The following is a 12,528-nucleotide window of genomic DNA, read 5'->3' as shown; positions in this document are numbered from 1 at the left end:
TCTCCGCCGGCTTCCGCCACAAGAGGACAAGACCATGAGCGTCACCACCGTGCAGCAGCTTTTCAAGCCGCTGAAGGACATCACCCAGGACGGCACCATCTCCCACCAGTGCGGCGTGACGATGAACGACAGCGTCGAGGCGCGCTGCATCGCCGAGGTGATGGAGAGCAAGCCCGGCATCACCGTCACCTATCTGCCGGCGATGATCCGCATCGACGGCGAAGGCAAGATCGAGTTCAAAATGAGCGAGATCGGTGAAGCGCTGGGTCGCGAGATGACCCCGCACATCTTCGAGATCTCCACCTCCACCCACTATGGCCGCATGGTTATGATCGACGAGGACACGGTCGTCCTCTTCGGCAACATGGACGATGCGCTGGCCTACGAATGACCTGAGACGAGTGATCTCGGGCCAATGATCTCGGGAAGGCGGGGCCTGCTTCAGGTCCGGCGGACTCCGCCTCTTTTTTCAAATCCGCAAAATCAAAAATGGGAGGGAAAGTCGCCATGCCGAAGATGATGCTGCACCGTGCCGAGGCGCGGGCCGCGCTTGCCCGTGGGGTGGGCAAGCTGGCGCTGGCGGTGCGCGGCACGCTGGGGCCGAAGGGGACGAACGCGATCATCGACCGCCCGATCGGCACGCCGATGATTTCCCGCGACGGCGTCAGCATCGCCGCCGAGATCGAACTGCCCTGCCGTTTCGAGAATATGGGCGCCCAGGTGGTGCGCGAGGTATCGAAACAGACGAACGACGTGGCCGGCGACGGCACCACCACAGCCACCGTGCTGGCCGATGCGCTGATCCAGGACGGTGTCGCCGTGCTGGCCGACGGTCACGGCTCGGTCGAACTGGTGGAGGGGATGGAGCGCGCCTGCGGCTTCGTCATCGACCGGCTCCGCCACATCGCCCGGCCACTGGAAAGTCATGCCCAACTGGAGCAGGTGGCGACCGTCGCGGCGACCGATCCGGTGCTCGGCCGGCTGGTGGCGGACGCGCTGCGCCGGGTCGGGGTGGAGGGGGTGATTGACATCGAATACGGCCAGCCGGGCGCTCCGACGGCTCTGCATGTGCTGGAGGGCATGGTGCTTGACCGCGGCTTCCTGTCCCACCATATGGCGACCGAACCGACCGGCCAGAGCGCGGTGCTGGAACGACCCTACATCCTGATGACCGACCACAAGATCATCGATCCGGAACCGGTCCTGCGTCTGGTCGATCGCATCGCCGCCGGGCACCGTCCGCTGCTGATCATGGCCGACAGCGTGGCGCCGGAGGTGGTGGCGGCGCTGATGGCGTTGCGCCGTGACGGGCGCGCCGCGGTGGTGGCGATCAATCCCCCGGAATTCGGCCACTGGCGTCAGGCGACGATGGAGGACATCGCGATCCTGACCGGTGGGCGGGTGATCGCCCGCGACCTGGGCGGACGCCTCGACAGCGTTGCGGCGGAGGATTCGGGGGCGCCGACCGTATCGAGGTGTCCGCCGGCCGGACCACCATCCTGCGCGGCCATGGCAATCCGGACACACTGGCGGCCCGCCGCGCACTGGTGCAGCGCCAGTGGGAGGAGGCGCCGCCCAACATCGAGCGGGACAAGCTCTCCCAGCGGCTGGCGAAGCTGACGCACGGCACCGCCCTGATCGAGGTCGGCGGCGCCACACCGGTGGAGCAGAAGCGCACCGCCCAGCTTCTGGAGGATTCGCTCGCCGCTGCCCGCGCCGCGCTGGCCGAAGGGGTAGTGCCAGGCGGCGGCACCGCGCTGGCCCGCGTCGCCCCGCTGCTCGACCGGCTGGCCGAGGATGTGGGGGAGGGCGAGAGGGCCGGGGTGCGGCTGGTGCGGCGGGCGATGGTGCAACCTTTGATCTGCATCGCGGAGAATGGCGGGCTGGACGGGGCCGGCGTCGCCGCCCGGACCGCCGAACTTCCCGACGGGTCCGGCTTCGACGCCCGCAGCGGCCTGTTCGGCGACCTGTTCGCCGCGGGCATCATCGACCCGGTCAAGGTCACCACGCTGGCATTGCTGAACGCGGTGTCGGTCGCCAAGCTGGTGCTGACCACCCACACCCTGATCGCCGACATCCCCGACGACGTCGATCCCACCGCCGGCCCGGCCCGCGGTGGCGGAATGGAGCGGTACGGGCGGACCTGATCTTTTTTCGGCCGTAACCCCTCCCCTCCCCCTTCGGAGAGAAAGGCAGGAAAAAAGCCATAGAGTAATCCGCTACTACCGCTCCCGCTTCGGTTCGGCTTATGGTTTCCTATACAAACAATCTTTGATGCGGAGCTTGCCTGGGCGAGCCTCCGCATCCCTTATTCAAAGACAATCGGCGCATCGGAAACAATCCACGAAGGACGCCGGGAAGCAGGGAGGGGACTATGTTGGCCAACGAACAGGCCGGCGTCGGCCGTCTGGCCGTCGCGTCGCCGGCGCTCCACGCTCTGGTGGATGGCGAAACGGCGACGATGAAGGCATGGGAGGATTTCGTTTCCGGCTCGCGCCGGGACAATCTGCCGGTGCGCGACGTGGTCATCCGATCCTGGGCGCGATGTCAAAGCTTCCTGGTCGATGCGCAGGCGGACGCCGCCCCGGTGATTGGCCGCGATCATATCGAGGCCCTGCGCCGCGACAACCGCGACCTGCTCCAGGCGGCGGCCTCGACCCTGGCCGAGGCGGCGGACCTGCTGTCCGGCACCCGCACGGTGATGCTGATCACCGATGCCAATGGTGTGGTGCTGGAGGCTGCCGGCGACCGTGCCACATTGAGCGTGGCGCGCGACATCAGTCTGGCCTGCGGTGGCCAGTGGGGCGAGACCTTTGCCGGGACCAACGGCATCGGCACGGCATTGGCGTCCAAGCAGCCGGTGCTTGTCCAGGCGGCGGAGCATTATTGCGCCGGCATCAAGGGATGGAGCTGTGCCGGGGCGCCGATCCACGACCCCGTCGACGGATCGGTCGTCGGCCTGCTCGACATCTCCGGCCTGAAGCAGAGTTTCACCGGGCAGGCGCTTGCCCTGGCGGTGGTCGCCGCCCGGCAGGTGGAATGGAACCTCGCCCGCCAGACCGAGGCCGAACATGTCCGGCTGCTGGAGGCCTGCCTGGAGGACAGCCAGAAATATGCCGGCGAGGGGCTAATCGCACTCGATGCCCGCGGGCGCCTGCTTTATGCCAGCCGCAAGGCGGCGCATCTGCTGAAGGCCAGTTTCGGATCGGATCTGCCGCAGCTGAACCGGGGGACGAGGCTGCCGATAGCAGGGATCGGGGGCGGACTCGGAGGTGGGGCAGGGGACCGGTTGCCGGTTCCGGCCGACTGGGTCCGGCCGCTGATTCTGGATGGAGAGCGGCGGGGAACGCTGCTGGTCATCCCCGCTGCGGCATCGGGCCGCCCATCCGCCGGCCGTCGCGCGGTTCCGGACGAGTCCGACCACAGCCGTTCGCGCTTCGCCGACATCGTCGGCGACAGCGACAGCCTGCGCATGGTGATCGGGCAGGGGGAGCGTCTGGCGCCGCTGCCGGTCCCCATCCTGATCGAGGGCGAGACCGGCGTCGGCAAGGAGCTGTTCGCCCGCGCCGTCCACGGCCACAGCGCTGTGGCAGGCGGCCCCTTCGTGCCGTTCAACTGCGGTGCCGTCTCGCGCGAGATGCTGGGCAGCGAGCTGTTCGGCTATGTGCGCGGCGCCTTCACCGGCGCGGCGGCGGAGGGGCGCGTCGGCCGCTTCGAACTGGCGGACGGCGGCACGCTGTGCCTCGATGAGATCGGCGAGTTGCCGCTCGACCTTCAGCCCTATCTGCTGCGGGTTCTGGAGGAAGGCGTGCTGTATCGCATCGGCGACAACGTGCCGCGCCGGGTGTCGGTGCGGCTGCTCGCCATGACCAACCGGAACCTCCGGCAGGAGGTCGCCGCCGGCCGCTTCCGCCGCGACCTGTACCACCGCCTCGCCGTGACCGCCCTGCGCGTGCCGCCCCTGCGCGACCGCCATGGCGATGTTCCCCGCCTGATCTCCCACTTCAACGGCCTGCTGGCGCAGCGGCACGGCCGGGCGCCCATCCGCTTCACCGCGGCGGCGCTGGATCTCCTGCAACGCTACGACTGGCCGGGCAATGTCCGGGAGCTGCGCAACGCTGTCGAACGGGCGGTCCTGCTGTCCACCGGCGGCAGCATCGACATCGACGACCTGCCGGACGAGCTGCGCGATGCCTGTGGTTGCGTGGTGGCCGATGGGTGGCCGTTGCTGGGATCCCCGACCCCGCCCATCGTGGCGCCCGCCGCCGTCGTGTCGCCTCCAACGGCAATGGCGCTGACGGAGACCGAACAGAGGACCATCAAGGATGTGATTGCGGCAACCGGCGGAAATCTGTCGGACGCGGCGGCCGTCCTCGGCATCTCGCGCAGCACGCTGTATCGGAAAATGAGCCAGCACGGCATTCAGCGCATATCCGCCGGAAAGGCGTAAAAAGCCGCTCCGTCCGAACCAACGGCAGCCGGGTTTGAAACCGCGTTCAAGGAAGGATGCGCGCATGTGCCAGATCTTCGTCAACGCCGATCCGATCCTGTACGAGTCACGGTCACGGTCGGTGCGCATTCACGGCATGGTCACCAGCATCCGGTTGGAGAACCTGTTCTGGAACGTCCTTGCCGACATCGCCGCGGAGCAGGGGACGACGACGAACAGACTGATCCTGTCGCTGTACGACGAAGTCCTGGAGGCCCATGGGGCCGTGCAGAATCTCGCCTCCTTCCTGCGGGTCAGCTGCGTGCGTTACCTGACCATGAAGCCGCAGATGCTTCTGCCCGGACAGTCCGGCGGCCTTCCGGAAGTTGCGGACACGTCGCCCGCCGCTGACGGCGCGTCGGTCGTTTCGCTGCGGCGGGACGGGCGGCAGCAGGACAGGGCGTGACGGCGGACTGCCGGTCACAGCCGCCAGGAGCCGAGCAGGACTTCGAGAAAGCGTGCCGCCATCGGTGAGAGGATGGCGCCATGCCGCCGGACGACGCCGATCGTCCGGGAGATCTTCGGATGGCCCAGGGGGAGGGTCAGGATGATTGGATGGCCGGAGGACGGCGTGGCAAGTTTGGGGAGAACGGCGACGCCGAGCCCAGCCTCGACCAGACCGAGCGAACTTGCGAGATGCGTGATCTCGTAGGACCAGTTGAGCTTCAGGCCGTGTTGCGCCAGCGCGTTGTCGATCAGCGCCCGGTTGCCGCTGGTCCGGCCCACGGTGATGACCCGGTGGGCGGCCAGCTCGTCCCAGTTCACCACACTGTGGGCCGCCAGCGGATGATCGTGCCGGCAGGCGACGACGAAGGGATCCTCGGCCAGTGGCGTGAATTCGATGTCCGGGTGCGAGGTGCCGATGAAGTTGATGCCGAAATCGGCCTCGCCGCGCGCCACCGCCTCCAACCCCTCGTTGGCGCCGAGATCGAGGATGCGGATGCGGATCCGCGGAAACGCGATGCTGAAGCGGCTGATCGCGTTGGGGAGGAAATAGAACACCGCCGTCGGGACGGAGGCGATGGTGATCTGACCGCCGCTCCGTGCGCCGAGATCGCTGATCCCCAGCAGCGACGTTTCGAACTCATCCAGGAAGCGGCGGACCTTGGGCATGAAATCGCGCCCCACCATCGTCAACGCGACGTGGCGGGTGGAGCGTTCGAACAGCGCAACGCCCAGCGTGTCCTCCAGCTTCTGGATGCGGCGGCTGAGCGCTGGCTGCGACAGGTTCAGCAGCTCGGCGGCGCGGTTGAAGCTGCCCAGTTCCGCCACCGCCACGAATGCCTTCAGATCGACCAGTTCGAAATTCATGCGCGACTCCACAGGATTTGTGCCCAGCTTCGCCGGCGGCATATTGATGCGTGAAATGGAATAATAGTGCGAATCAATGCATTTCACAAATATCGTTTGCAGTCGGAATATCGGCGCATCGGCTTTCTTCGCCCACCGGCGAACCCAAGAGAAACCAAGCGCCATGACAAATTCGATGAACCGCCAGATCGGCATTCCCTGCGTGATGATGCGCGGCGGGACCTCTCGCGGCCCCTTCTTTCTGGCGTCCGACCTTCCTGCCCTTCCGGCGGAGCGCGACGCCCTCCTGCTCTCGGTGATGGGGGCGGGGAACGATCTGGGGATCGACGGCATCGGCGGCGGCAACCCGCTGACCAGCAAGGTCGCCATCGTCGGTCCCGCCACCAGGGCGGGAGCGGATGTGGATTACCTGTTCGCCCAGGTGCGGGTACAGGAAGGGGTGGTCGACACCTCGCCCAACTGCGGCAACATGCTGGCCGCGGTCGGCCCCTTCGCCATCGAGTCCGGACTTGTCCCGGCGGCGAACGGCGTCACGGTGGTGCGCATCCACAACGTCAACACCGGCAAGCTGATCGAGGCCCGCATCCAGACCCCCGGCGGCCAGGTTGCCTATGAGGGCGAGGCCGTCATCGACGGCGTGCCCGGCACCGCCGCCCCCATCCATCTTGCCTTTCTCGACGCCGCCGGCGCCAACACCGGCCGGCTGCTGCCCACCGGATCGCCGGTCGACCTGATCGACGGCATCCCGGTGTCCTGCGTCGATGCCGCCATCCCGGTGATGCTGGTCCGCGCCGCCGACCTCGGCAAGACGGGGTACGAACCGGTGGACAGCTTCCGGTCCGATCGTGAATTCATGACCCGGCTGGAGGCGCTGCGTGTCGAGGCCGGCCGCCGCATGGGCTTTCCCAACGCGGCGGGCATGGTGATCCCCAAGCCGGTCCTGCTGGCCCCGCCGACCCGCGGCGGCACGCTGACCGTCCGGTATTTCATGCCGCACGATTGCCATCGGGCGATGGCCATCACCGGCGCCGTCGCCACCGCCACCGCCTGTACCATTCCGGAAACCGTGGCCGCCGCCCTGGTAGGGCGGTTCACCATGCCCGGCGACATCACCTTCGAACATCCGGCCGGCCGGCTGACTGTCCGTCTTGAGGTGGGCCGCCTCGAGGCGGGCCGCCTCGAGACCGGTGGCGGCCAATCCGCGCCGACCGCCAGCATCCTGCGCACCGCGCGGCGCCTGTTCGAGGGAACCGTGTTCGCCCGCCCGTCGACCCCGTCGCGGACTGCCATGGCGGCCTGACGCCACAGCATCAGAGAGGAGGAAACACCATGCGTCCACAAACGGGGACCGATACCCTGACGCCGAGCAAACCCAAGGCCATCTACAAGGCGCTCTATTTCCAGGTCGTCGTCGGCCTGACCCTGGGCATCCTGGCCGGTCATTTCTGGCCTGATTTCGGCGCAGGCCTGAAGCCGTTGGGCGACGGGTTCGTCAAGCTGGTCAAGATGATGATCGCGCCGGTGGTCTTCTGCACCATCGTCAGCGGCATCACCAGCCTGAACGACACCCGCGAGATCGGCAAGACGCTGGTCAAGTCGATGGCGCTGTTCTACGCGCTGACGGCGGCGGCGCTGCTCATCGGGCTGGCCGCGGTCATGATCATCGAGCCCGGCGTCGGCATGCATGTGTCGCCGTCGTCGCTCGACCCGGCGGTGGCCGCGCGCTACGCCAAGCAGGCCGCCCCGGTCGGCTTCACCGACTTCCTGCTGCACATCATCCCGCATTCCTTCTTCGGCGCCTTCGCCGAGGGCGAGGTGCTGCCGGTGCTGCTCATCTCCGTGCTGGTCGGCTTCGGCCTGACGCGGGTCGGCAAGGCCGGCGAACCGGTGGTGCAGGGCATCGAGTCCTTCTCCCACGTGCTGTTCGCCGCCTTCGGCTTCATCATGAAGCTGGCCCCCATCGGTGCCTTCGGCGCGATGGCCTTCACCGTCGGCAAATACGGCATCGACAGCATCGGCTCGCTCGGCCTGCTGATCCTCACCTTCTATGTCGCCTGCGGCGTCTTCCTGGTGGCGATCATCGGCACGCTGGCCCGGCTGCATGGTTTCAGCCTGTGGAAGGTCCTGCGCTATTTCCGCGAGGAACTGCTGATCGTGCTCGGCACCTCGTCCTCCGAACCGGTCCTGCCGCGCGTCTTGCAGAAGCTGGAGGCGCTGGGCTGCAAGAAGGGCGTCTCCGGCCTGGTTCTGCCGATGGGCTATTCCTTCAACCTCGACGGCACCGCGATCTACCTGACCCTCGCCTCGCTGTTCATCGCCCAGGCCTGCGACATCCACTTGTCGGCCGGTCAGATCGTCGCCATGCTCGGCGTCATGCTGCTGACCTCCAAGGGTGCCGCCGGCGTCACCGGCAGCGGCTTCGTCGCCCTGGTCGCCACGCTGACGGTGATGCCGGACCTGCCGGTTGCCGGCGTCGCGCTGCTGGTCGGCATCGACCGCTTCATGTCCGAAGCCCGCGCCCTGACCAGCATCATCAGCAACTGCGTCGTCAGCATCGTGGTCTCGATCTGGGAGGACGCCTGCGACCGAGAGGTTCTGCATCGCGAGCTGAACCAGAGCAGCGCCGGCACCGAACGCGTCCTGGAGGGGATGGGCGACATCCCGGTCATGCCGCTGGCCGCCCGCGCCCCCGCCCATCCGTCGCACTGAACGCTCGACAGCGGCCCGACGATGGGTGCGGAGGATCGGTCTTGAACCAGCCTTCCGTACCCATCGGGCGGTTTCAAAGCGTGGCAAGGGCTGCGGAAAGGTCACGCAGATCGGCGATGGTCAGCGTTCCGTCGGGGAAGGGGTGGCGGCCGTCGGCATCGCGCACCCCGACGAAATGCAGGTCGAGAGCCGTCGCCGCCGCATAGTCCTGAACGGCATCGCCAACGAAGGCAACGCGGCCGGGGCGCAGGCCGTGGCGGGCGATCAGCATGGCAGCCGTCTCCGCCTTGGCCGGCGGGCTGCCGTGGACGGACACGAACCGGTCGGTCATGCCCCGTCGCTCGGCGATGCGCAGCATTTCCTCATGCGGCGTCGCGGAAATGATAAACAGGGCGGGCCGGCCGGCATAGGTGGCCAGGAAGTCCGTCGCGCCGGGAATTTCGGCGCAGGCGATCACCGCCTCCTCCACCGCTGCGGCGAAACCGGCGACCATCCGGTCCAGCCGGTCCTCGTCCAGAGCGCGGCCGAGAATATCGCGTTCGAAGCGCGCAAGTTTTTCCCGCCGCGGCATGCCACCATTGTCCCGGTGATAGGCGCGGATGGCGTCCTGAACCGCCGGCCCCTCATGGGCATACAGCGTGGCGAAGGTTTCACCCTTCAGGTCGTTGGAATCGCACAGCACGCCGTCGAAATCGAAGATGACCGCGTCCCACCGTTCCTGAAGCCTGCCGTCCATCCCGCATTGTCTCCTGATCTCGATTGTTGAGAAGCGATGCCGGTCATGAGATGCCGGTCAAGGATCGGGCCACCTTGCGCCATCGCCAATAGGCCGGCAGCGACCTTGCGCATCACCTCGCTCGACGATACGAGGTCAACCGTCGCCATGGATGGCTCCTGATCTCGATCGGTTGGCACTATGGGAGCTATGGCAAAGCCTGTCAATTTGCCGGCAAGTCCAGGGTGAGGCGCCATTTGTGCCGCTCCGTTGCGAACCTCGACGGCAAACGGAGACCTGTAAAAAGCCTCCGCTGCCGCAGGCACCTCCGTCGAACTTTGCAACCGACCCAAGGATCGTGAGGTTTCAGACCGCAGCGAGCGCGGCGGCGAAGCTGCGGTAGCTGTGCAGCGGGCGGCCCAGCAGTCCGGTCAGCCGTTCGACATCGCCGGCTTCGGGGATCATGCCGTCGCTGACGTAGCGCTCGGCCATCAGGCGCATCTCATAAGCGGTCCATTTCGGCATGAAGGAGGCCATTGTCCGCTCGAACCCGCTGGGATCGTCGCCGCCATAGACCACGGTGCGGCCCAGCAGATCGGACCAGATCGCGGCGACCTGCGGACCCGTCAGCGTGTCGGGGCCGACGAGGTTGATGATTTCCACCGGCAGTTTCCCCGGCGCCCGGTCACGACGGATCAGCTCGATGGCTGCGACCTCGGCGATGTCCCGTGCATCGACCATCGCCACGCCCTTGTTGCCGATCGGTATCGGGTAGACGCCGTGGCCGGTGATCATGTCCTTGATCATCAGCTCGTTGTCGATGAAGTAGGACGGACGCAGGATGGTGGCGCTGAAGCCCATGCGGTCGAGCATGCGCTCGGCGCCGAACTTCACGGCAAAATGCGGCACATTCACCGCACAGTCGGCTTCGAACACCGACTGATAGACGACCCGGTCGACGCCGGCTTCCCGCGCGATGTTCAGGGTGACGAGCGCCTGGGTGAACTCGTCGCCGGTGACGGCGTTCAGCAGGAACAGGGTGCGGACGCCGCGGAAGGCGGCACGCAGCGCATCGATGTCCAGCATGTCGCCCTGGGCGACCTCCACGCCGGCGGGGAAAGCGGCTTTCGACGGGTCGCGGGTCAGCACGCGCACGTCGGCGCCGCGCTTGACCAGCTGGTCGACGACATGGCGGCCGACACGGCCGGTGGCTCCGGTAACGAGGATGGTCATGGGGTTCACTCCGCTTTGGGGTTCAGTTGACGCCCTTGACTTTATCGATCCATACATGGTCCGATAGGCGGAGAGTTTGGACGGATTGTCTCACTGGTGGAACGGATGGACCTGCTCGCCCTGGCCGATTTCAATCTGGTCGCCCGCCATGGCGGGTTCGGAAAGGCGGCGCGCGCGGCCGGTCGCCCGAAGGCGACCTTGTCGCGGCGCGTCGCGGAGTTGGAGGCAAGCCTCGATCTCCGCCTGTTCGAACGGGGCGCCCGGACACTCAAGCTGACTGCGGAGGGCCAAGCGCTGTTCGAAAGGACCGGCGCATTGCTGACCGAACTCGACGAGACGGCGAAGGCGATTGCATCCGGCGGCCACAGCCCCCGCGGACGGTTGCGGATCAGCGCGCCGCTGCTGTTCTCGCAGACCGCCATTGGCAAGCTGGCGGCCGGATTCTTACGCAAATACCCGGAGGTCCGGCTTGAGATCGTCACGGAGGACCGCGCCGTCGATATGGTCGAGGAAGCCTATGATCTGGTCATCCGCGTCAATCCGGACCCGGACGCGGGCCTTGTCGGGCGCATCTTCCTGCGGGATCGCCTCGTGGTGGTGGCCTGCCCGGACCTGCCGTTCCCCGCCGGCAACGACACCGTTCCTGTCGTCACCCGTGGATCGCCGGGTCAAGCCGGACCCGGGTCCGGATCGTGGGAGATTGCGACACCGGCGGGTCCGTCGACCATCGCGGTCGAACCGATGCTCAGCCTCTCGTCCTTCGTCATGGTCCGCGATGCGGTTCGCATGGGTGTGGGGGCTGCCCGCCTGCCGCTGTCGCTCGCCAGCCCGGATTCTGGCCGCCGGCAGGCTGGTGAGATGGGGCGATGTGGTCGGGTCAGAGACGGAGTTGTGGGTGCTCTACCCGACACGGCGGCTGCTCAATGCGCGCGTCTCCGCCTTCCTGGAGCATCTGAAGTCGGCGTTTCCGCAGGGAACCCCGGAAGAGCTTGCGGCCTATGTCGAGGGGTGATGGGGCGATTATCCGGACTTTGCACCCTCGCGGTGGCGCCGTACATGGTCGATCAGGGCGCGGAGCTTGGGTGTCACCGTGCGGCGGCTCGGAAAATACAGGAAGAAGCCGGCGAAGGGCGGCAGCCAGTCGTCGAGGATCGTGACCAGGTCCCCGCGCTCAAGATAGGGCTGGAACGTCTCCTCGATCCCGAAGGTGATGCCGGCGCCGGCGAGCGCCGTGCGAAGCATCAGCAGCATGTCGTTGGTGGTGATCTGCGGCTCGACCGACACGTCGAAGGCGTGTCCGTCCTTCTCGAACTCCCAGCGGTAGGGGGCCGTCTCCGGCTGCGGCCGCCAGCCGATGCAGCGATGGCGGACGAGGTCGCGCGGGTGCTCCGGCGTCCCGTGGCGGGCTAGATAGCCGGGTGTCGCCACCGCGATCTGGCGCTGGTCGCCCGTCAGCGGCACCGCGATCATGTCGCGCTCGATGACCTCGCCGAGACGCACGCCCGCATCGAAGCCGGCAGCGACGATATCGAATTCCAGATCCGTCACCGTCACGTCGAGGGTGACGCCGGGATAGGCCTCGCTGAAGGAGGCGATCAGCGGTCCGGACAGGAAACGCTCGGCAATCGAAGTGGCGGCGATCCGCAGCAGACCGCGGGGTTCCGCCGCCGAGCCGGACACCGCATCGATGGCGCTCTCGATTTCGGCCAGCGGGGCGGAGACCTGCGCCAGGAACCGCTCCCCGGCTTCGGTCAGCCGCACGCTGCGGGTGGTGCGCAGGAACAGCGCCTGTCCCAGCGCCGCCTCCAGGCGCTGGACGCCCTGGCTGACGGCCGAGCGCGTCACCCCGAGGCGGTCCGCCGCCGCACGGAAATTGCCGGTTTCCGCCACCGCGGCGAACAGGGTCAGAAGGTTCAGGTCGATCTGCATTGGTTAGCAGCTCTAACCACAGCGTCCAGAAATAGGCAAGTTATCTCGACAGCGGTTCGGTGCCAACTTCTGGTCACGGACAGCGGCTGGGCGGCGCAGTGACCGCCGCTGACAACTGCTGCAATCATCGAGAGACAGGAAA

Annotated in this window: 9 protein-coding genes and 2 pseudogenes; 7 read left to right on the top strand and 4 right to left on the bottom strand. The window is 67.1% G+C overall.

The genetic code is table 11. From position 1 onward, the window contains the following. Positions 1-34 precede the first annotated feature (34 nt). The 4 genes and pseudogenes from ABNQ40_RS01875 to ABNQ40_RS01860 all read left to right on the top strand — a co-directional run bounded on the left by ABNQ40_RS01875 (position 35) and on the right by ABNQ40_RS01860 (position 4,895). Complete coding sequence (locus ABNQ40_RS01875; RefSeq protein WP_085086548.1) at positions 35-391, top strand: MmoB/DmpM family protein; 357 nt, start codon at positions 35-37, stop codon at positions 389-391. 116 nt (positions 392-507) lie between these two features. Then, a pseudogene (locus ABNQ40_RS01870) lies at positions 508-2,147 on the top strand (molecular chaperone GroEL). Between the two features lie 227 nt (positions 2,148-2,374). Next, positions 2,375-4,450, top strand: coding sequence for a sigma-54-dependent Fis family transcriptional regulator (locus ABNQ40_RS01865; RefSeq protein ID WP_109048800.1), 2,076 nt, complete (start codon positions 2,375-2,377; stop codon positions 4,448-4,450). 64 nt (positions 4,451-4,514) lie between these two features. Then, entirely contained in the window at positions 4,515-4,895 is a 381-nt protein-coding gene (locus ABNQ40_RS01860; protein ID WP_109048801.1) for a ribbon-helix-helix domain-containing protein, read from the top strand. A gap of 14 nt (positions 4,896-4,909) precedes the next feature. Here the strand turns inward: ABNQ40_RS01860 and ABNQ40_RS01855 are convergent, their stop codons facing one another. After that, complete coding sequence (locus tag ABNQ40_RS01855) at positions 4,910-5,800, bottom strand: LysR family transcriptional regulator (RefSeq protein WP_109490818.1); 891 nt, start codon at positions 5,798-5,800, stop codon at positions 4,910-4,912. A gap of 175 nt (positions 5,801-5,975) precedes the next feature. On the opposite strand from ABNQ40_RS01855, the gene ABNQ40_RS01850 reads away from it, so the two are divergent. Together ABNQ40_RS01850 and dctA are read left to right on the top strand one after the other, a co-directional pair. Then, positions 5,976-7,100, top strand: a complete 1,125-nt coding sequence (locus ABNQ40_RS01850; protein ID WP_391345710.1) for a 4-oxalomesaconate tautomerase — start codon at positions 5,976-5,978, stop codon at positions 7,098-7,100. A 29-nt stretch (positions 7,101-7,129) separates the two neighbouring features. Beyond that, positions 7,130-8,509, top strand: a complete 1,380-nt coding sequence (gene dctA, locus ABNQ40_RS01845) for a C4-dicarboxylate transporter DctA (protein ID WP_109048803.1) — start codon at positions 7,130-7,132, stop codon at positions 8,507-8,509. Between the two features lie 73 nt (positions 8,510-8,582). On the opposite strand, the gene ABNQ40_RS01840 is transcribed toward dctA, so the two are convergent. Both ABNQ40_RS01840 and ABNQ40_RS01835 read right to left on the bottom strand, forming a co-directional pair. Next, on the bottom strand, positions 8,583-9,245 hold the full coding sequence (locus ABNQ40_RS01840) for an HAD family hydrolase (RefSeq protein WP_109048804.1): 663 nt from the start codon (positions 9,243-9,245) through the stop codon (positions 8,583-8,585). A 345-nt stretch (positions 9,246-9,590) separates the two neighbouring features. Next, positions 9,591-10,457, bottom strand: coding sequence for an SDR family oxidoreductase (locus ABNQ40_RS01835; protein ID WP_109048805.1), 867 nt, complete (start codon positions 10,455-10,457; stop codon positions 9,591-9,593). A gap of 105 nt (positions 10,458-10,562) precedes the next feature. Here ABNQ40_RS01835 and ABNQ40_RS01830 point away from each other — a divergent pair. Continuing rightward, a pseudogene (locus ABNQ40_RS01830) lies at positions 10,563-11,469 on the top strand (LysR family transcriptional regulator). A gap of 8 nt (positions 11,470-11,477) precedes the next feature. Here ABNQ40_RS01830 and ABNQ40_RS01825 read toward each other — a convergent pair. Beyond that, on the bottom strand, positions 11,478-12,386 hold the full coding sequence (locus tag ABNQ40_RS01825) for a LysR family transcriptional regulator (RefSeq protein WP_109048807.1): 909 nt from the start codon (positions 12,384-12,386) through the stop codon (positions 11,478-11,480). Positions 12,387-12,528 lie beyond the last annotated feature (142 nt).

This window comes from Azospirillum sp. A23, from assembly GCF_042938965.1.
Lineage (GTDB): Bacteria > Pseudomonadota > Alphaproteobacteria > Azospirillales > Azospirillaceae > Azospirillum > Azospirillum melinis.
The sequence above is the reverse complement of the archived record's forward strand: the minus strand, read 5'-3'. Positions and strand labels throughout refer to the sequence as shown.